Here is an 18,604-nt window from a genome sequence, read left to right on the forward strand (position 1 = left end):
CTGGGGGGAGAAGGTCATACGAGGGCTTCCTGAGGGGTGGGCGGCAGCGGGGCCTGCGCCCGGGCGGCACGCGGTTGTACGAGGACGCGGGCGACGACGGCCGCGTAGAAGAGCCCGCCGGAGAGCATGAGGGCGTAGTCCGGCGGGTAGCCCGTGAGCAGGCGCCAGCCGGAGACCCCGACCCACAGCACGGCGGTGCCGCCCGTCCAGCCGATCATCCCGGCCCAGTAGCGGCCCATGCCGTTCTTCTTCGCGCCGTCCGAGCCCGTCGGCTTCCAGCCCATCGGCCGCCCGCGGAGCACGTCCCACACCGCGAAGACGTGCGACCAGCCGTACATGATCCGCACCGCCCAGGCTTCGAGCCGGTAGGGGGCGCGGTGCCACAGCGGCAGCACGAGCGTCACGTAGAAGACGCTCGGCAGGACCAGCAGTCCTGCCTGCGCGCGCAGCAGGTCGGGGCGGAGCAGGAGCAGCGAGAGCGGGATGAGCGGGGCGATGAAGGTGAGCAGCGCCGTCTGGAGGTAGTAGAGGAAGCCCGAGACGTAGCAGAGCCGCGTGAGGAACCTGAGGTCCATGTGCCAGAAGGACTTCGACGTCAGGAGCGACAGGGAGCCCATGCACCAGCGGTACTGCTGGTTGTGGAAGGCCCCCGCGGTGTCGGGGCAGACCCCGGCGGAGAGCGCGACGGGCACGTACCGCAGCTTCCAGCCGAGCGCCCGCAGGTCGAAGCCCGTGTACATGTCCTCGGAGTGCTCGATGAGCGAGATGCCCCCGATCTCGTCGAGCGCGGCACGCCGGTAGACGGCGCAGGAACCGACGCAGATGGAGCCGTCCTTGTCCTCGCGCGAGGTCTGCACGGAGCGGTAGAACTGCTCCTGCACCGCTCCCGCGCCGCGCTCGATCCAGTTCTGCCGGTCCACGATGCGGAAGAACTGCGGCGACTGCACGATCGCCACCCGCTCCTCGTCCAGGTGCGGGAGCAGTTCGTCGAGGAGGTCGGCGCGCGGGGCGAAGTCGGCGTCCAGGATGAGGATGTGGTCGCCGTGGGTGCGCTCGAAGGCGTACCGCAGATTCCCCGCCTTCTTGAACCAGCCCCGGTTGGGGCGCACGAGGTAGCCGAAGCCGAAGTCGGCGGCCATCCGCGCCACGTCCGCGTCGTCCGCGTCGTCGAGCACGTGCACCCGGACGGGGCCCGCGTACGTACCGCTCAGCGCGCGCACGTGCGTCCACGTGTTGTGCAGGACCTCGATCGGCTCCCCGCACACCGGCAGGAACACATCCACGCTCGGGTACGTGGCGGGCCGCCAGGACCGCACGAGCGCCCGGTGCTTCTTGAGGTCGAAGTCCTTGCTGAAGCTGTCGAGCACGAAGGAGAGCAGGTAGTCGACGACGACGAAGGCGAGCAGCGGCATCATGACCCAGAACCAGGGGCTCGACGCCGTGAACATGAGCTGACTGACGCCCAGGCACGCGAAGCTGATGAACGAACCGAGCGTCAGGACCCAGCGGTTGCGCTGCGCGTAGGAGTACTTCTCACGGTCGTCGGGCGGCTGCGGCAGCAGCCCGTGGCTGTGCGCCACCGCCCGGCGCCACTCCGCCGCGCCCCCGCCTGCCCGCCGCCTGCGCCCGGGCTGCGGCGTCTCGCGCGATGCGGAATGGACGGCGCTCATACCCACCCCCGGGTCCCGAGGACCCCGAACTCTTCGGCGAGCCGTTCGAAGGACTCACCCGGAGTTCGCGAGCATATACGAGCGAGGTGGACACGCCGCTCGCACCGCCCCCTTCTCAGTCACACCCCGCGCACCCGCCCGACGGGGCGTCGGCCGCCGTCCTGAGCGTGCGCATGTTCCGCGCCTCGGCACTGCGCGCGGCGAGCAGTTCGTCGGCCGGGTACCCGACCTCTTCGAGCGTGAGCCCCACGGGCCGTACGACGTGCACCGCCGAGTCCCGCACCCCCGCGGCGAGCACCTTCGCCGGCCACGAGGGCGGCCTGTGCCCGTCCCCGACGAAGAGCAGCGCCCCGACGAGCGAGCGCACCATGTTGTGACAGAAGGCGTCCGCGCGCACGGTCGCCTCCAGGACGCCGTCCGCGCGCCTGGTCCAGAAGAGCTGCTGCATCTCGCGGATGGTCGTCGCGCCCTCGCGCTTCTTGCAGTACGCGGCGAAGTCGTGCTCCCCGAGCAGCCCCTCGGCCGCCTCGTTCATCGCGTCGATGTCGAGCGGCCGGTCGTGCCACAGCACGTGGCCGCGGAGCAGCGGGTCCACGCCGCCCGCCTGGTCGGCGACGCGGTACGCGTACCGCCGCCAGATCGCCGAGAACCGCGCGTCGAACCCCTCGGGCGCCGGGGCGACCCGCCACACCCGTACGTCCTTCGGCAGCCGCCCCGCGAGCCGCTTGAGCAGCTTCTCGCCGTGCTCGGCCCACACCTCGTCCGCCATCTCGACGTGCGCGACCTGCCCGCGCGCGTGCACCCCGGCGTCCGTCCGCCCCGCGACGGTCAGCTCGTACGGGGCGGGGGCGCGCGTGACGACGCGGAGCGCCTCCTCCAGCGTCTCCTGCACCGTGCGCCGCCCGCCGGGCTGCCGCGCCCAGCCGTGGAACTCCGCGCCGTCGTAACTCAAGTCCAGCCGCAGCCGCACGACCGTGATCCCTTCTGTGGTACGGCAGCGGGCCCGCCCCCGAAGGGACGGGCCCGCTGTCAGTTTTCGAGTCCGGGGACTCAGGCGTCCTTCGACTCCTCGGTGGACTCGGCAGCCTTCGCCTCGTCCTCCTTGACCGCGCGCTTCGTCGCGGCCTCGGCCTCACCGGTGGCCTGCTGGGCCACGGTCAGGGCCTCGACCAGCTCGATGACCGCCATCGGGGCGTTGTCGCCACGACGGTTGCCGATCTTGGTGATGCGGGTGTAGCCACCCGGGCGGTTCTCGTACCGCGGGCCGATCTCCGTGAAGAGCGTGTGGACGACGCTCTTGTCGGTGATGACCTGGAGAACCTGACGGCGGTTGTGAAGGTCGCCCTTCTTCGCCTTGGTCACCAGACGCTCGGCGTAGGGCCGCAGCCGCCGCGCCTTCGCCTCGGTCGTGGTGATCCTGCCGTGCTCGAACAGCGCCTTCGCGAGGTTCGCGAGCAGCAGCTTCTCGTGCGCGGCACCGCCGCCGAGACGAGCACCCTTGGTGGGCCTGGGCATATCGAACTCCTCATGTGTCTGCGCCGGCCGTACGAGGTACCGACGTCAGTGTCCGCGCGGAGGAAACCCCCCGACGGAGATCCGGCCCGAAGTCCGGAATCCGGTACGGGCAACATCCAGCCCGCCCGGCGCTTGGGGACGAGCGCGAAGCACGAAAGCACCCGCACCCGACATCCCGCCGAACAAAATCCAGCCCGTCCGGCGCTTGAGGACGAGCGCGAAGCACGAAAGCACCCGCACCCGACATCCCGCCGAACAAGACCCAGCCCGTCCGGCGCTTGAGGACAACCGAGCCGGAGGCGAGACCAGAAATCCCGCCCCCGCCCCGGAACTCAGTACTGCTCGGTCTCCACGAACCCGGCGTCCGCGTCGTCGTCCGCGCCGAACGTGTCGGCGGCCGACGTCGGGTCGAAGCCGGGAGGCGAGTCCTTGAGCGCGAGGCCCATACCCGCGAGCTTCGCCTTGACCTCGTCGATCGACTTCGCACCGAAGTTGCGGATGTCGAGCAGGTCGGCCTCGGAACGGGCAACCAGCTCGCCGACCGAGTGGATGCCTTCGCGCTTGAGGCAGTTGTACGAGCGGACCGTCAGCTCCAGCTCCTCGATCGGGAGCGCGAGGTCGGCGGCGAGCGCGGCGTCCGTCGGGGACGGGCCCATGTCGATGCCCTCGGCGTCGACGTTCAGCTCGCGCGCGAGACCGAACAGCTCGACCAGCGTCTTGCCGGCCGACGCCATCGCGTCACGCGGCCGCATGGCCTGCTTCGTCTCGACGTCGACGATGAGCTTGTCGAAGTCGGTGCGCTGCTCGACACGGGTCGCCTCGACCTTGTACGTGACCTTGAGCACCGGGGAGTAGATGGAGTCGACCGGGATACGGCCGATCTCCTGGCCCGCCTGCTTGTTCTGGACGGCGGAGACGTAGCCGCGACCGCGCTCGACGGTCAGCTCCATCTCCAGCTTGCCCTTGGCGTTGAGCGTGGCGAGCACGAGGTCGGGGTTGTGCACCTCGACACCGGCCGGGGGCGCGATGTCGGCGGCGGTGACGACACCCGGGCCCTGCTTGCGCAGGTACATCACGACCGGCTCGTCGTGCTCCGAGGAGACGACGAGCTGCTTGATGTTGAGGATGAGGTCGGTCACGTCCTCCTTGACACCCGGCACGGTGGTGAACTCGTGCAGGACGCCGTCGATCCGGATCGAGGTGACGGCGGCACCCGGGATCGAGGAGAGGAGCGTGCGGCGCAGGGAGTTGCCGAGGGTGTAACCGAAGCCCGGCTCAAGCGGCTCGATGACGAACCGCGAGCGGAACTCGTCGACGACCTCTTCGGTCAGCGACGGACGCTGAGCGATCAGCATGCGTGTCTTTCCTTCTGTCGTGGGCGACCACTATTTGACGCCCTACGGGGGCCTGAGGCGGCCGTACGGCCCGGGGGTGTGCACCCCAGGGCCGTACGGCACCACCTCACGGCGATCCGGGACCGGCGGTCCCGGCAGTCAACTCAAACGCGGCGGCGCTTGGGGGGACGGCAGCCGTTGTGCGGCGTGGGGGTGACGTCCTGGATCGAGCCGACCTCCAGGCCGGTGGCCTGGAGCGAGCGGATCGCGGTCTCACGGCCGGAGCCGGGACCCTTGACGAAGACGTCGACCTTGCGCATGCCGTGCTCCTGCGCGCGACGGGCGGCCGACTCGGCGGCCATCTGCGCGGCGAAGGGGGTGGACTTGCGCGAGCCCTTGAAGCCGACGTGGCCGGCGGAGGCCCAGGAGATCACGTTCCCGGTCGGGTCGGTGATCGAGATGATCGTGTTGTTGAACGTGCTCTTGATGTGGGCGTGCCCGTGAGCGACGTTCTTCTTTTCCTTGCGGCGCACCTTCTTGGTAGCGCCCTGACGGCCCTTCGGAGGCATGTATTACTCCCGTGGAGGTGGTCGGTCCTACAGCGCGACGCTGTCGATCGACGGTCGACTGCTGAGGACTACTTCTTGCCCGGCTTCTTCTTGCCGGCGATCGCGCGACGCGGGCCCTTACGGGTACGGGCGTTCGTGCTGGTGCGCTGGCCGTGGACGGGAAGGCCGCGACGGTGGCGAAGACCCTGGTAGCAGCCGATCTCGACCTTGCGGCGGATGTCGGCCTGGATCTCGCGACGGAGGTCACCCTCGGTCTGGATGTTGGCGTCCACGTACTCGCGGATCTTGACGAGGTCTTCCTCGGCAAGGTCGCGGACGCGCGTGTTGGGGTCGACACCGGTCGCGGCCAGCGTCTGCTTGGACAGCGTCCGGCCAATACCGAACACGTACGTGAGGGCGACCTCGACGCGCTTGTCGCGCGGGAGGTCCACACCTTCAAGGCGTGCCATTCAAGGCTCCTGTGAATGCTTCGGAGGTCTGCCGCAGCACCGCTCCCAACCGCCGAGGCCGCCATGAGGGCCTGGTACGGACTGGGTCCCCGGCCTCCGAGCCGGGGGTGTCGCCCTCCTCGACCGACGGATCACTCCGTGGGTGCGAAGAAGAGGGACGGGTCCTGCGTATATGTACTTTGCTACGTCACGCGAGAGAACTGCGAACGCGGGGAGGGGTCTGGGTCAGCCCTGGCGCTGCTTGTGGCGCGGGTTGTCGCAGATGACCATGACCCGGCCGTGACGGCGGATCACCCTGCACTTGTCGCAGATCTTCTTGACGCTCGGCTTGACCTTCATTGCTGTGAGGTTCTCCGGGTCAGTGCCCGCTCCACGGGAGCCGGGGGGCGGGCGAGGTCAGATCTACTTGTACCGGTAGACGATCCGGCCACGCGTCAGGTCGTACGGAGACAGCTCCACCACGACCCGGTCGTCAGGGAGGATGCGGATGTAGTGCATACGCATCTTGCCGCTGATGTGTGCCAGGACCTGGTGGCCGTTCTGGAGCTCGACCTTGAACATCGCGTTCGGCAGAGACTCGACGACAGTGCCCTCGATCTCGATGGCACCTTGCTTCTTGGCCACGCTTCGCCCTTCGAATCGACTACCTTGGCCGACCTCGTGTCGCGGGCATGCCGATACACGAGAGCCGACGACCGAGTCTACGTCACCCCTCGAAGAAACACGAATCGCCTATGCCTGCCCACGAGAGGGGCCCCTCTAACCAGCAATCGCCGGACAAGACCCCGAAAGGGAGCCCGTCCGGCGATTGAGGACATCCCTCAAGCCCGTCCTCGGCCTCCCCCCGGCCGAAGGCGGGGGGGAGGCCGAGGACAAGGGGTCAGCCCAGCGGATCGGGCGCCACGGTGATCCCCATCGCCCCGAGCTTCGCCTTCCCGCCGTCCTCGGCCGTCAGGACGATGGGTCCCTCAGCGGTCAGAGCGACCGAGTGCTCCCAGTGCGAGGACCACGAGTGGTCGATCGTCTCGACCGTCCACTCGTCCTCCAGGACCTCCGTCCTCGGCGAACCGAGCGAGACCATCGGCTCGATCGCGAGGCAGAACCCCGGCACGAGCTTCGGCCCCTTGCCGCGCCGCCGCTCGACGTAGTTCAGCAGGTGCGGCTCCATGTGCATCGCGGTACCGATGCCGTGCCCGCCGTAGTCCTCGATGATCCCGTACTTGCCGCCGCCCGGCTTCGGCTGCCTGCGGATGTACGTCTCGATCGCGCGCGAGACGTCGACGAGCCTGTTGCCGAGCTTCATCGCGGCGATCCCGGCCCACATCGACTCCTCGGTCACCCGGGACAGCTCGACCAGCTCCGGAGCGTGCCCCGAGCCCACGAAGGCCGTGAAGGCCGCGTCCCCGTGCCAGCCGTCCACGATGGCCCCGGCGTCGATCGAGATGAGGTCCCCGTCCTTGAGCACCGTCTCCTCGTCCGGGATGCCGTGCACCACGACGTCGTTCACCGAGGTGCAGATGGTCGCGGGGAAGCCCCCGTACCCGAGGAAGTTCGGCTTCGCGCCGTGCTCGGCGAGCACCTTGCGCGCCACCTGGTCGAGGTCGCGCGTACTCGCCCCCGGCACGGCCGCCTCGCGCGTCGCGCGGTGCACGGCGGCGACGACAAGACCCGCCTCACGCATCTTCGCGATCTGCTCCGGGGTCTTGATCTCGACTCCGCCCATACTCACTGGCTCCTGTTGTCCTGGTAGATCGGGAAAGAACTCTGCGGGCGGTACGCGCCACCGGCGGGCGAGCGCGCCCCGTACCCCCTGACACAACACTACGGCCGTGCCCCGCGAAGGGGCACGGCCGTAGCACGTACGACATGAGCGGCGACAGCGCGCCACGGACACGGCGGGGCGGCGCCTCAGCGCTCCAGCGCCGCCAGCGCCCGCTCGGTGACCTCGTTCACCTTGCCGAGCGCGGGGATCGTCCTGACGAGGTCCTGCGCCCGGTAGAAGTCGATGATCGGCTCGGTCTCCGTGTGGTAGACCTCCAGGCGCTTGCGGACCGTCTCCTCCTTGTCGTCGTCCCGCTGGTACAGCTCGCCGCCGCAGACGTCGCAGACGCCCTCCCGCTTCGGCTTGCTGTACTCGACGTGGAAGACGTGACTGGAGTCCTTGCGGCAGATGCGGCGGCCCGCGATGCGCTTGACCACCTCGTCCTCGGGGACCTCCAGGTCCAGGACCGCGTCGAGCGTGACGCCCCACTCCTTGAGGATGCCGTCCAGCGCCTCGGCCTGGCCGACGTTGCGGGGGAAGCCGTCGAGCAGGAAGCCGTTCGCGGCGTCCTCCCGCTCCATGCGGTCCTTCGCCATCCCGATGGTGACCTCGTCCGGAACCAGGTTGCCCGCGTCCATGTAGGACTTCGCGCGCTTGCCCAGTTCGGTGCCCTGGCTGATGTTCGCCCGGAACAGGTCTCCGGTGGAGATGTGCGGGATCGACAACTGCTTGGCGAGGAACGCGGCCTGCGTTCCCTTGCCCGCCCCAGGCGGCCCGACGAGGACGATACGCATCAGCGGAGGAACCCTTCGTAGTTGCGCTGCTGGAGCTGGCTCTCGATCTGCTTCACGGTCTCCAGACCCACACCCACGATGATCAGGATGCTCGTCCCGCCGAACGGGAAGTTGGAATTCGCCCCGAAGCCCGCCAGTGCCAACGTCGGCACCAGCGCGATCAGCCCCAAGTACAGCGAGCCCGGCCAGGTGATCCGGTTGAGTACGTAACTCAGGTACTCGGCGGTCGGTCGGCCAGCCCGGATGCCCGGGATGAACCCACCATACTTCTTCATGTTGTCCGCGACTTCTTCGGGGTTGAACGAGATGGCCACGTAGAAGAACGCGAAGAAGACGATCAGCAAGAAGTACAGCACGACGTGCGGCCACGCGGAGGTATCGGCCAGATTGTCCCTGATCCAGGACGCCCAGCCCGCCTGCGAATCGGTGAACTGGACGATCAGCGCCGGGATGTAGAGGAGCGAGGAGGCGAAGATCACAGGGATCACGCCGGCCTGGTTCACCTTGAGCGGGATGTACGTGGACGTGCCCCCGTAGGAGCGGCGGCCGATCATGCGCTTCGCGTACTGGACCGGGATACGGCGCTGGGCCTGCTCGACGAAGACCACGAGGGCGACCATGACGAGGCCCACGAGGATCACCGTGCCGAACTCGATCCAGCCGCCGGCGAGGTCGCCGCCCTTCTTGATCGCCCAGAGCGAGCCAGGGAAGCCGGCCGCGATCGAGACGAACATGAGGATCGACATGCCGTTGCCGATGCCGCGGTCGGTGACCAGCTCACCGAGCCACATGACGGTGGCGGTACCGGCGGTCATCGTCACGACCATGACGATCGTCGTGAAGATCGACTGGTCGGGGACGATGTCCCCGGCGACCGAACAGCCCTGGAAGATGGCGCCGCTGCGCGCGGTCGCGACGAGCCCGGTGCCCTGGAGCACCGCGAGGGCGACGGTCAGGTACCGGGTGTACTGGGTGATCTTCGCCGTACCGGACTGGCCCTCCTTCTTGAGGGCTTCGAGTCGCGGGATCACGACGGTGAGCAGCTGGAGAATGATGCTCGACGTGATGTAGGGGAGAATCCCGAGCGCGAAGATGGTGATCTGGAGCAGCGCCCCGCCGCTGAACAGGTTCACCAGCCCGAAGAGGCCGGAGTTGGTGTTGGCCTGTTCGATACAGGTCTGGACGTTCTTGTAGTTCACCCCCGGGATCGGTACGTGTGTACCGAGCCGGTAGATCACGATGATGCCCAGCGTGAAGAGCAGCTTCTTGCGCAGGTCGGGCGTTTTGAACGCTCGGGCGAACGCGGTGAGCACGGTGCCTCCTGCGACCCCCGCGCTACTGCGCCAGAGGTGACGGTCTTGAGGTTCGGCGGTAACGGAACTGACGGAACTACTGCGGTACTGCTTTGTTCTCACAGAGACAACCGCGTGACACCCCACAGGGACACGCCACGCGGCACAGTCGACGCCACCTTACCGGCGCTCCCTGTCCCTGGGGAACGACCGGCCACGGGGAGCGCGCACCAGACGCGGGGGCCACAGCACCACACACCGGCGCACACCCCCCACAACGACCACCGGGGACACCCCAGGGAAGAACCCTGGAGTGTCCCCGGTGGGGTGTTCGTCGCCGAAGTGCCTCACGGTGGGGGCACTTCACGTCCGAGACCCGAAGGCTCAGACCAGCTCGGTGACGGTGCCGCCGGCGGCGGCGATCTTCTCCTTGGCGGAGGCGGAGGCCTTGTCGACCTTCACCGTCAGCGCCACGGAGATCTCGCCCTGGCCGAGGACCTTCACGAGGCTGTTCTTGCGGACCGCGCCCTTGGCGACCAGGTCCTCGACGGTGACCTCGCCGCCCTCGGGGTAGAGGGCGACCAGCGCGTCGAGGTTGACGACCTGGTACTCGGTGCGGAACGGGTTCTTGAAGCCCTTGAGCTTCGGGAGACGCATGTGGAGGGGCATCTGCCCGCCCTCGAAGCGCTCCGGAACCTGGTAGCGGGCCTTGGTGCCCTTGGTGCCACGACCAGCGGTCTTACCCTTCGACGCCTCACCACGACCCACACGGGTCTTGGCGGTCTTGGCGCCCGGGGCAGGCCGGAGGTTGTGGACCTTGAGCGGCTTCTGCTCGCTCATGTCAGTCGACCTCCTCGACCGTCACGAGGTGGCGGACGGTGTGCACCATGCCGCGGAACTCGGGACGATCCTCCTTGACAACCGTGTCGTTCAGGCGCTTGAGCCCGAGCGAACGCAGCGTGTCACGGTGGTTCTGCTTGCTGCCGATGTACGACTTCGTCTGCGTGATCTTGAGGCGGGCCATCAGACACCCGCCCCGGCACGCGCACGGAGCAGGGCCGCGGGGGCCACGTCCTCAAGGGGCAGACCGCGGCGGGCCGCGATCTCCTCGGGACGCTGGAGACCCTTGAGGGCCGCCACGGTCGCGTGGACGATGTTGATGGCGTTGTCGGAGCCGAGCGACTTCGACAGGATGTCGTGCACGCCGGCGCACTCCAGGACGGCACGCACAGGACCACCGGCGATCACACCGGTACCCGGCGACGCCGGCTTCAGGAGCACGACACCGGCGGCCTTCTCACCCTGGATCGGGTGCGGGATGGTGCCCTGGATACGGGGGACCTTGAAGAAGTGCTTCTTGGCCTCCTCCACACCCTTGGCGATGGCGGCCGGCACCTCCTTGGCCTTGCCGTAGCCGACACCGACGGTGCCGTCCGCGTCGCCCACCACGACCAGCGCGGTGAAGCTGAAGCGGCGACCACCCTTCACTACCTTGGCGACACGGTTGATCGCGACGACGCGCTCGACGTACGCGGTCTTCTCGGCAGCGGAAGCTCCGCCGTCACGGCCCTTCCGGTCCCGCCGCTCGCCACCGGCACCGCTACCGCGGCGCTGGGGTCCAGCCATTGGATTACCTCTCTCTTTTCCGCTAGCTACGCAGCGACTCGACGTCGCTGTGCGACGGGCGGCTCAGAACTTGAGCCCGGCCTCGCGGGCGGCGTCCGCGAGGGCGGCGATGCGCCCCGCGTACTTGTTGCCACCACGGTCGAACACGACGGCCTCGACACCCGCGGCCTTGGCACGCTCGGCGACAAGCGCGCCGACCTGCTTGGCCAGGGCGCTCTTGTCGCCCTCGGTGCCGCGGATCGAGCTGTCCAGGGTGGACGCCGACGCCAGGGTGTGACCCTTGATGTCGTCGATCACCTGGGCGACCATGTGGCGGTTGGAACGCGTCACGACCAGGCGCGGACGCTCCGGCGTACCGGAGACGTGCTTGCGGACGCGGATGTGACGCCGCTTGATGGCGGCGCGCTTGTAGGCGTCGCCCTTGGCAATCTTTACGCCGTATGCCATGACTTACTTACCCGCCTTTCCGACCTTGCGCCGGATGACTTCGCCCTCGTACTTGACGCCCTTGGCCTTGTACGGGTCAGGCTTGCGCAGCTTGCGGATGTTGGCGGCGACCTCGCCCACCTTCTGCTTGTCGATGCCCTCGACCGAGAAGTGGGTGGGGTTCTCCACCTTGAACGAGATGCCCTCGGGCGCCTCGATCGTGATGGGGTGGCTGTAGCCCAGGGCGAACTCCAGGTTGGAGCCCTTCGCCTGGACGCGGTAGCCGACACCGCTGATTTCGAGCTTCTTCACGTAACCCTGGGTCACGCCGGTGATCATGTTCGCCACCAGCGTGCGGGACAGGCCGTGCAGAGCCCTGTTCTGACGCTCGTCGTTGGGGCGGGTCACCGAAAGGGTGCCGTCCTCGCCCTTGGCGATGTCGATCGGGGCGGCGATGGTGTGGCTGAGGGTGCCCTTGGGACCCTTCACGTCAACCCTGCGCCCGTCGATGGTGACGTCCACGCCGGCGGGAACCGTGATGGGCAGCTTGCCGATTCGCGACATGTTGCTTTTCTCCGTTCCCGACTACCAGACGTAGGCGAGGACTTCCCCACCCACGCCCTTCTTCGACGCCTGCTTGTCGGTGAGCAGACCGTGCGACGTGGAGATGACCGCCACGCCCAGGCCGCCGAGCACCTTCGGCAGGTTGGTGGACTTCGCGTAGACCCGCAGGCCCGGCTTCGAGATCCGCTTGATGCCCGCGATGGAGCGCTCACGGTTCGGGCCGAACTTCAGCTCGATGACGAGGTTCTTGCCGACCTCGGCGTCCTCGGTCTTCCAGCCGGTGATGAAGCCCTCCTGCTGGAGGATCTCCGCGATGTGCGACTTGATCTTGCTGTGCGGCATCGACACGGAGTCGTGGTACGCCGAGTTGGCGTTCCGCAGACGCGTCAGCATGTCCGCGATGGGATCAGTCATGGTCATGAATTGGCCTTGGGCCTTTCTCGCCGTGGTTTCCTATGTGCGCCATCCCTCTCCCCGATCCGGGACGGGACGGGTGCGGCGCGGGGACCTACGGCGTAGTAAGCGTTGACTGCGGGCGTGTGCCCGCCAGTGGTCCAGGGCGGCGGGACGCCCAACCCTCCAAGACTAAGCCATGAAAGGTCGGGGTCCCGACGCCCCGATGCTTACCGAGAGGCTGGCGTCACCCTGGAAGGGCTGACTACCAGCTGCTCTTGGTCACGCCCGGCAGCTCACCGCGGTGGGCCATCTCACGAAGGCACACGCGGCACAGGCCGAACTTGCGGTAGACGGAGTGCGGACGCCCGCAGCGCTGGCAGCGGGTGTACGCGCGCACGCCGAACTTCGGCTTGCGCTCGGACTTTGCGATGAGAGCCTTCTTCGCCACGGCTCACGCCTCCTTGAACGGGAAGCCGAGGTGACGGAGGAGCGCGCGGCCCTCTTCGTCGTTGGTCGCCGTGGTCACCACGGTGATGTCCATACCCCGGGTGCGGTCGATCTTGTCCTGGTCGATCTCGTGGAACATGACCTGCTCGGTGAGACCGAAGGTGTAGTTGCCACGGCCGTCGAACTGCTTGGGGGACAGGCCGCGGAAGTCGCGGATGCGCGGGAGCGCGAGCGACAGGGTGCGGTCCAGGAACTCCCACATGCGGTCGCCGCGGAGCGTGACGTGGGCGCCGATGGGCTGGCCCTCGCGCAGCTTGAACTGCGCGATGGACTTCCGGGCCTTCGTCACGGCCGGCTTCTGGCCGGTGATCGTGGTGAGGTCGCGGATGGCGCCGTCCATCAGCTTCGAGTCGCGGGCGGCGTCGCCGACACCCATGTTGACCACGATCTTGACGAGACCGGGGATCTGCATGACGTTCTCGTACTTGAACTCGTCACGCAGCTTGCCCGCGATCTCCTCGCGGTACTTCTGCTTCAGGCGGGGGGCAGTGGTGGTCGTCATCAGATGTCCTCACCCGTCCGCTTGGCAACGCGGATCTTGTTGCCGTCCTCGTCGAAGCGGTAGCCGACGCGGGTGACGACCTTGTTGCCGTCCTTCTCCACGACCAGCTGCACGTTGCTCACGTGGACCGGCGCCTCGGTGGTGATGATGCCACCGGCCTGCGAGGCCTGCCCGGGCTGGTTCGCCTTGGTGTGCTTCTTGACCCGGTTGACACCCTCGACCAGGACGCGGTCCTCGCGGGGGAAGGCCGCGATGACCTTGCCCTGCTTGCCCTTGTCCTTACCGGTGATGACCTGGACCAGGTCGCCCTTCTTGATCTTCATGCTTACAGCACCTCCGGCGCGAGCGAGATGATCTTCATGAACTTCTTCTCGCGCAGCTCACGGCCCACCGGGCCGAAGATACGGGTGCCGCGGGGGTCGCCGTCGTTCTTGAGAATGACGGCGGCGTTCTCGTCGAAGCGGATGTACGAGCCATCCTGACGACGCCGCTCCTTGACGGTGCGAACGATGACCGCCTTGACGACGTCACCCTTCTTCACGTTGCCGCCGGGGATCGCGTCCTTCACGGTGGCGACGATGACGTCACCGATGCCCGCGTAGCGGCGACCGGAGCCACCGAGAACACGGATGGTGAGGATTTCCTTCGCACCCGTGTTGTCGGCGACACGCAGTCGCGACTCCTGCTGGATCACGTCTGTCTCCTGATCGTCTGCCGGTTCCCCGGGGGCCGTGCTGGTGAGCGCGGCCCCCGGAGCCTGGCGGAACTGGTCCGAGGGAACGAACTGCCCCTCGGAGGGGTTTACTTGGCCTTTTCGAGGATCTCGACGATGCGCCAGTTCTTACCGGCGGACAGCGGCCGCGTCTCCATGAGGAGGACGCGGTCGCCGACACCGGCGGAGTTCTGCTCGTCGTGAGCCTTCAGGCGGTGCGTACGGCGGATGACCTTGCCGTACAGCGCGTGCTTGACGCGGTCCTCGACAGCGACGACGACGGTCTTGTCCATCTTGTCGCTGACGACAAGGCCCTCACGGACCTTGCGGGAGCCGCGCGCGGCCTTGGTCTCTTCAGTCACGTTGCTCTCGCTCATCAGGCGCTCTCCACCGTCTCGATGCCCAGCTCGCGCTCACGCATCAGGGTGTAGATCCGGGCGATGTCCTTGCGGACGGCCTTCAGCCGGCCGTGGTTCTCAAGCTGCCCGGTCGCCGCCTGGAAGCGGAGGTTGAACAGCTCTTCCTTGGCCTCGGTCAGCTTGGCAACAAGCTCCTCGTTGCCCAGCTCGCGCAGCTCGGACGCCTTGGTTCCGGCCGACATCACGCCTCACCTGCCTCGCGCCGCACGATCCGGCACTTCATCGGGAGCTTGTGAGCCGCGCGGGTGAGCGCCTCACGAGCGATCTTCTCGTTCGGGTAGGAGAGTTCGAACATCACCCGACCGGGCTTGACGTTCGCGATCCACCACTCCGGCGAACCCTTACCGGAACCCATGCGGGTCTCGGCAGGCTTCTTGGTCAGCGGGCGGTCCGGGTAGATGTTGATCCAGACCTTGCCGCCACGCTTGATGTGGCGGGTCATCGCGATACGGGCCGCCTCGATCTGGCGGTTGGTGACGTACGCGGGAGTGACGGCCTGGATGCCGTACTCGCCGAACGTGACCTCCGTGCCACCCTTGGCCATGCCATCGCGCTTCGGGTGGTGCTGCTTGCGGTGCTTGACCCTGCGGGGGATCAGCATGGGTCAGCCCTCCGTTCCGGTGCTCTCGGCCGGAGCGGACGCGGCGGCAGGAGCCTCGGCCTTGGGGGCCTCGGCAGCCGGCGTCGACTGCGGCTTACGACCGCGACCGCCACGCTCGCCACCGCGGCCACCACGGGCCGGGCGGTCGTTGCGGGCCGGGCGGTTGCCCGCACGGGCCGCGGCGTTCTCGGCGCGAACCTCGGCGATGTTCTTGACGTCGCCCTTGTAGATCCAAACCTTCACGCCGATCCGGCCGAAGGTCGTCTTGGCCTCGAAGAAGCCGTAGTCCACGTTCGCGCGGAGCGTGTGCAGGGGCACACGGCCCTCGCGGTAGAACTCCGAGCGGGACATCTCGGCGCCGCCGAGGCGACCGCCGCACTGGATCTTGATGCCCTTGGCACCGGCCTTCATGGAGGACTGCATGCTCTTGCGCATGGCCCGCCGGAAGGAGACGCGGCTGGAGAGCTGCTCGGCGACGGCCTGGGCCACGAGCTGAGCGTCGACCTCGGGGTTCTTGACCTCGAGGATGTTCAGCTGGACCTGCTTGCCGGTGAGCTTCTCCAGCTCGCCGCGGATGCGGTCGGCCTCCGCGCCGCGACGGCCGATGACGATGCCCGGCCGGGCGGTGTGGATGTCGACGCGGACGCGGTCACGGGTGCGCTCGATCTCCACCTTCGAGATACCGGCGCGCTCCATGCCCTTCGTCATCATGCGACGAATGGCGACGTCTTCCTTGACGTAGTCCTTGTACAGCTTGTCGGCGTACCACCGCGACTTGAAGTCGGTGGTGATGCCGAGCCGGAACCCGTGCGGGTTTACCTTCTGGCCCATTACCGGGTTCCTTCCTTGGCGCTGACGACCACGGTGATGTGGCTGGTCCGCTTGCGAATCCGGTAGGCGCGGCCCTGGGCGCGCGGACGGAAACGCTTGAGCGTCGGGCCCTCGTCGACGTACGCCTCGCTGATGACCAGCGTGGAGGCGTCGGTGTGGTCGTAGTTGTGCGCGGCGTTGGCGATGGCGCTGTCCAGCACCTTGCCAACGGGCTCACTCGCGGCCTGCGGGGCGAAGCGCAGGACCGCCTGGGCCTCCGTGGCGTCCATGCCACGGATGAGGTCCACCACACGGCGGGCCTTCATGGGCGTGACGCGGATGTACCGCGCCTGGGCCCTGGCTTCCATGGTTGTCCCTTCAGTGTCTGTCATTGGTCATTCACCCCGCTTTAGCGGCGCTTCGACTTCCGGTCGTCCTTGACGTGACCCCGGAAGGTGCGCGTCGGCGAGAACTCGCCGAGCTTGTGGCCGACCATGGACTCGGTGACAAACACCGGGATGTGGGTCTTGCCGTTGTGCACCGCGATCGTGTGGCCGAGCATGGCCGGGACGATCATCGAGCGACGGGACCAGGTCTTGATGACGTTCTTGGTGCCGGCTTCGTTCTGTACGTCCACCTTCTTGATGAGGTGGTCGTCGACGAAGGGCCCCTTCTTGAGACTGCGCGGCATCTAAACCCGCTCCTAGCGCTTCTTGTTCGTCTTGCGGCGGCGGACGATGTACTTGCTGCTCGCCTTCTTGGGAGAGCGCGTACGACCCTCCTTCTGACCCCAGGGGCTGACCGGGTGGCGACCACCGGAGGTCTTGCCCTCACCACCACCGTGGGGGTGGTCAACCGGGTTCATCGCCACACCGCGAACGGTCGGGCGCACGCCCAGCCAGCGCTTGCGGCCGGCCTTGCCCCAGTTGATGTTCGACTGCTCGGCGTTGCCGACCTCACCGACGGTGGCGCGGCAGCGCGCGTCCACCATGCGGATCTCGCCGGACGGCATGCGCAGGGTCGCCATAGCGCCCTCGCGAGCGAGCAGCTGCACGGAGGCACCGGCGGAGCGGGCGAACTTCGCGCCGCCACCGGGGCGGAGCTCGATCGCGTGCACCGTCGTACCGACCGGGATGTGACGCAGCGGCAGGTTGTTGCCGGGCTTGATGTCGGCGCCCTGGCCGTTCTCGACCCGGTCGCCCTGCTGGAGGCCGCGCGGCGCGATGATGTAGCGCTTCTCGCCGTCGGCGTAGTGCAGCAGCGCGATGCGCGCGGTGCGGTTCGGGTCGTACTCGATGTGCGCGACCTTCGCCGGCACGCCGTCCTTGTCGTGACGACGGAAGTCGATCACGCGGTAGGCGCGCTTGTGTCCGCCACCCTGGTGGCGAACGGTCACACGACCGGCGTTGTTACGGCCGCCCTTGCTGTGCAGCGGGCGGACCAGCGACTTCTCCGGCGTGGACCGCGTGACCTCGACGAAGTCGGCGACGCTGGAGCCACGACGGCCCGGAGTCGTCGGCTTGTACTTGCGGATACCCATTCTTAAGTCCTCGTCCGATATCGAACGATCCGGACCTCCGTCAGGAGGTCGGACCGCCGAAGATGTCGATACGGTCGCCCTCGGCGAGGGTCACGATCGCGCGCTTGCTGTCCGCACGCTTGCCGAAGCCGGTGCGGGTGCGCTTGCGCTTGCCCTGGCGGTTGATCGTGTTGACCCCGGTGACCTTGACCTCGAAGACCGCCTGGACGGCCTGCTTGATCTGGGTCTTGTTGGCCCGCGGGTCGACGATGAAGGTGTACTTGCCCTCGTCGAGCAGCGCGTAGCTCTTCTCCGAGACGACCGGACGCAGGAGGACGTCACGGGGGTCCGTGAAGCTCTTGCTCAGCGGCGTCTCGACGGTGTTCTTGCCCTCGGCCTCGTGGCGGCGCGCCTTGGCGACGCGCGCGGCCTTGGCGGCCTTGGCCGCCTTGGAGGCGATGCTCGGGTGACGCGTGGCCATCAGGCGTCACTCCCTTCCTTGTCGTTGGCCTGCGGGCCGGCGACGAAGGACTCGAAGGCGGCCTGGGTGAAGACCACGTCGTCCGAGACGAGAACGTCGTACGTGTTCAGCTGGCCCGGCTCCAGGATGTGCACCCGGGGCAGGTTGCGGGCGGAGAGCCACGCGGCCTCGTCGGAGCGCTCGGCGACCAGGAGCAGGTTCTTGCGCTCCGAGATCTTGCCGAACAGCGTCTTCGCGGCCTTCGTGGAGACCTCGCCCTCGATCACGCCGGAGACGACGTGGATGCGCGCGTTGCGGGCCCGGTCGGAGAGGGCACCGCGCAGGGCGGCGGCCTTCATCTTCTTCGGGGTCCGCTGCGAGTAGTCACGCGGCACGGGACCGTGCACGACGCCACCACCGGCGAACTGCGGGGCGCGGGTCGAACCCTGGCGGGCGCGACCGGTGCCCTTCTGGCGGTACGGCTTCTTGCCGCCGCCGCGGACCTCGCCACGCGTCTTCGTCTTGTGCGTGCCCTGACGGGCAGCGGCCAGCTGAGCGACGACGACCTGGTGGATCAGCGGAACGCTGACCTTCGCGTCGAAGATCTCCGCGGGGAGCTCGACGGTCCCGGCCTTGTCGCCCGCGGGCGAAAGGATGTCAACAGTGCTCATCGTTAC

30 protein-coding genes are annotated in these 18,604 nt (G+C 67.9%); all 30 read right to left on the reverse strand.

All coding sequences use genetic code 11. The annotated features are described in order from the left end of the window. Positions 1-14: 14 nt before the first annotated feature. The 30 genes from ACQYWQ_RS11375 to rplD all read right to left on the reverse strand — a co-directional run bounded on the left by ACQYWQ_RS11375 (position 15) and on the right by rplD (position 18,598). The gene (locus tag ACQYWQ_RS11375; protein ID WP_431034248.1) at positions 15-1,670 is read right to left on the reverse strand and encodes a glycosyltransferase family 2 protein; all 1,656 of its coding nucleotides are present in this window, start codon (positions 1,668-1,670) and stop codon (positions 15-17) included. A gap of 115 nt (positions 1,671-1,785) precedes the next feature. Continuing rightward, entirely contained in the window at positions 1,786-2,640 is an 855-nt protein-coding gene (gene truA, locus ACQYWQ_RS11380; RefSeq protein WP_431034250.1) for a tRNA pseudouridine(38-40) synthase TruA, read from the reverse strand. Between the two features lie 80 nt (positions 2,641-2,720). Continuing rightward, positions 2,721-3,185: a 50S ribosomal protein L17 gene (rplQ, locus tag ACQYWQ_RS11385; RefSeq protein ID WP_431034252.1), complete on the reverse strand. Its 465-nt coding sequence runs from the start codon at positions 3,183-3,185 to the stop codon at positions 2,721-2,723. 332 nt (positions 3,186-3,517) lie between these two features. Beyond that, positions 3,518-4,540 carry a DNA-directed RNA polymerase subunit alpha gene (locus ACQYWQ_RS11390; protein ID WP_007826018.1) on the reverse strand — a complete coding sequence of 341 codons (1,023 nt, stop codon included), beginning with the start codon at positions 4,538-4,540 and terminating at the stop codon, positions 3,518-3,520. A 143-nt stretch (positions 4,541-4,683) separates the two neighbouring features. After that, entirely contained in the window at positions 4,684-5,088 is a 405-nt protein-coding gene (gene rpsK / locus ACQYWQ_RS11395; RefSeq protein WP_008747488.1) for a 30S ribosomal protein S11, read from the reverse strand. 68 nt (positions 5,089-5,156) lie between these two features. Next, entirely contained in the window at positions 5,157-5,537 is a 381-nt protein-coding gene (gene rpsM, locus ACQYWQ_RS11400) for a 30S ribosomal protein S13 (RefSeq protein WP_030994294.1), read from the reverse strand. Between the two features lie 225 nt (positions 5,538-5,762). Next, positions 5,763-5,876, reverse strand: a complete 114-nt coding sequence (rpmJ, locus tag ACQYWQ_RS11405; RefSeq protein WP_003974245.1) for a 50S ribosomal protein L36 — start codon at positions 5,874-5,876, stop codon at positions 5,763-5,765. A 63-nt stretch (positions 5,877-5,939) separates the two neighbouring features. Beyond that, positions 5,940-6,161 (reverse strand): translation initiation factor IF-1, encoded by a 222-nt coding sequence (gene infA / locus ACQYWQ_RS11410; RefSeq protein WP_003948620.1) that lies wholly within the window; start codon positions 6,159-6,161, stop codon positions 5,940-5,942. Positions 6,162-6,417: 256 nt separating this feature from the next. Beyond that, complete coding sequence (map, locus tag ACQYWQ_RS11415; protein WP_431034255.1) at positions 6,418-7,260, reverse strand: type I methionyl aminopeptidase; 843 nt, start codon at positions 7,258-7,260, stop codon at positions 6,418-6,420. A 185-nt stretch (positions 7,261-7,445) separates the two neighbouring features. Beyond that, the gene (locus ACQYWQ_RS11420) at positions 7,446-8,093 is read right to left on the reverse strand and encodes an adenylate kinase (protein WP_431034256.1); all 648 of its coding nucleotides are present in this window, start codon (positions 8,091-8,093) and stop codon (positions 7,446-7,448) included. Further along, positions 8,093-9,406: a preprotein translocase subunit SecY gene (gene secY / locus ACQYWQ_RS11425; RefSeq protein ID WP_431034258.1), complete on the reverse strand. Its 1,314-nt coding sequence runs from the start codon at positions 9,404-9,406 to the stop codon at positions 8,093-8,095. The genes ACQYWQ_RS11420 and secY overlap by 1 nt, the downstream gene beginning before the upstream one ends. Before the next feature lie 363 nt (positions 9,407-9,769). Continuing rightward, entirely contained in the window at positions 9,770-10,225 is a 456-nt protein-coding gene (gene rplO, locus ACQYWQ_RS11430; RefSeq protein ID WP_431034260.1) for a 50S ribosomal protein L15, read from the reverse strand. Position 10,226: 1 nt separating this feature from the next. Further along, entirely contained in the window at positions 10,227-10,409 is a 183-nt protein-coding gene (rpmD, locus tag ACQYWQ_RS11435; RefSeq protein WP_007826007.1) for a 50S ribosomal protein L30, read from the reverse strand. Further along, the gene (gene rpsE, locus ACQYWQ_RS11440; RefSeq protein ID WP_008747483.1) at positions 10,409-11,011 is read right to left on the reverse strand and encodes a 30S ribosomal protein S5; all 603 of its coding nucleotides are present in this window, start codon (positions 11,009-11,011) and stop codon (positions 10,409-10,411) included. Before rpsE ends, rpmD begins: the two co-directional genes overlap by 1 nt. 63 nt (positions 11,012-11,074) lie before the next feature. Further along, on the reverse strand, positions 11,075-11,458 hold the full coding sequence (rplR, locus tag ACQYWQ_RS11445; RefSeq protein ID WP_007826004.1) for a 50S ribosomal protein L18: 384 nt from the start codon (positions 11,456-11,458) through the stop codon (positions 11,075-11,077). A gap of 3 nt (positions 11,459-11,461) precedes the next feature. Beyond that, complete coding sequence (rplF, locus tag ACQYWQ_RS11450) at positions 11,462-12,001, reverse strand: 50S ribosomal protein L6 (RefSeq protein WP_431034262.1); 540 nt, start codon at positions 11,999-12,001, stop codon at positions 11,462-11,464. A gap of 21 nt (positions 12,002-12,022) precedes the next feature. Further along, positions 12,023-12,421: a 30S ribosomal protein S8 gene (rpsH, locus tag ACQYWQ_RS11455; protein ID WP_007826000.1), complete on the reverse strand. Its 399-nt coding sequence runs from the start codon at positions 12,419-12,421 to the stop codon at positions 12,023-12,025. A 238-nt stretch (positions 12,422-12,659) separates the two neighbouring features. Next, complete coding sequence (locus tag ACQYWQ_RS11460) at positions 12,660-12,845, reverse strand: type Z 30S ribosomal protein S14 (protein ID WP_008747480.1); 186 nt, start codon at positions 12,843-12,845, stop codon at positions 12,660-12,662. Positions 12,846-12,848: 3 nt separating this feature from the next. After that, on the reverse strand, positions 12,849-13,406 hold the full coding sequence (gene rplE, locus ACQYWQ_RS11465; protein ID WP_007825999.1) for a 50S ribosomal protein L5: 558 nt from the start codon (positions 13,404-13,406) through the stop codon (positions 12,849-12,851). After that, positions 13,406-13,729, reverse strand: a complete 324-nt coding sequence (gene rplX, locus ACQYWQ_RS11470) for a 50S ribosomal protein L24 (RefSeq protein WP_007825997.1) — start codon at positions 13,727-13,729, stop codon at positions 13,406-13,408. The genes rplE and rplX overlap by 1 nt, the downstream gene beginning before the upstream one ends. Positions 13,730-13,731: 2 nt before the next feature. Then, positions 13,732-14,100: a 50S ribosomal protein L14 gene (rplN, locus tag ACQYWQ_RS11475; RefSeq protein ID WP_003966950.1), complete on the reverse strand. Its 369-nt coding sequence runs from the start codon at positions 14,098-14,100 to the stop codon at positions 13,732-13,734. A gap of 107 nt (positions 14,101-14,207) precedes the next feature. Next, positions 14,208-14,495: a 30S ribosomal protein S17 gene (gene rpsQ / locus ACQYWQ_RS11480; RefSeq protein ID WP_431034264.1), complete on the reverse strand. Its 288-nt coding sequence runs from the start codon at positions 14,493-14,495 to the stop codon at positions 14,208-14,210. Then, complete coding sequence (gene rpmC, locus ACQYWQ_RS11485) at positions 14,495-14,719, reverse strand: 50S ribosomal protein L29 (protein WP_007825990.1); 225 nt, start codon at positions 14,717-14,719, stop codon at positions 14,495-14,497. Before rpmC ends, rpsQ begins: the two co-directional genes overlap by 1 nt. Beyond that, entirely contained in the window at positions 14,719-15,138 is a 420-nt protein-coding gene (gene rplP, locus ACQYWQ_RS11490) for a 50S ribosomal protein L16 (RefSeq protein ID WP_007825988.1), read from the reverse strand. Before rplP ends, rpmC begins: the two co-directional genes overlap by 1 nt. A gap of 3 nt (positions 15,139-15,141) precedes the next feature. Next, positions 15,142-15,969: a 30S ribosomal protein S3 gene (gene rpsC, locus ACQYWQ_RS11495; protein WP_030994301.1), complete on the reverse strand. Its 828-nt coding sequence runs from the start codon at positions 15,967-15,969 to the stop codon at positions 15,142-15,144. Then, positions 15,969-16,316, reverse strand: a complete 348-nt coding sequence (gene rplV, locus ACQYWQ_RS11500) for a 50S ribosomal protein L22 (protein WP_010266243.1) — start codon at positions 16,314-16,316, stop codon at positions 15,969-15,971. The genes rpsC and rplV overlap by 1 nt, the downstream gene beginning before the upstream one ends. 41 nt (positions 16,317-16,357) lie before the next feature. After that, positions 16,358-16,639, reverse strand: a complete 282-nt coding sequence (gene rpsS / locus ACQYWQ_RS11505; RefSeq protein ID WP_003948639.1) for a 30S ribosomal protein S19 — start codon at positions 16,637-16,639, stop codon at positions 16,358-16,360. Positions 16,640-16,651: 12 nt separating this feature from the next. Next, positions 16,652-17,488, reverse strand: a complete 837-nt coding sequence (rplB, locus tag ACQYWQ_RS11510; protein ID WP_008747478.1) for a 50S ribosomal protein L2 — start codon at positions 17,486-17,488, stop codon at positions 16,652-16,654. Between the two features lie 40 nt (positions 17,489-17,528). Beyond that, positions 17,529-17,948: a 50S ribosomal protein L23 gene (gene rplW, locus ACQYWQ_RS11515; RefSeq protein WP_007825983.1), complete on the reverse strand. Its 420-nt coding sequence runs from the start codon at positions 17,946-17,948 to the stop codon at positions 17,529-17,531. Continuing rightward, positions 17,948-18,598, reverse strand: a complete 651-nt coding sequence (gene rplD, locus ACQYWQ_RS11520) for a 50S ribosomal protein L4 (RefSeq protein WP_007825982.1) — start codon at positions 18,596-18,598, stop codon at positions 17,948-17,950. Before rplD ends, rplW begins: the two co-directional genes overlap by 1 nt. Positions 18,599-18,604: the final 6 nt, after the last annotated feature.

This window comes from Streptomyces sp. P6-2-1, from assembly GCF_050613165.1.
In the GTDB taxonomy this organism is placed as follows: domain Bacteria; phylum Actinomycetota; class Actinomycetes; order Streptomycetales; family Streptomycetaceae; genus Streptomyces.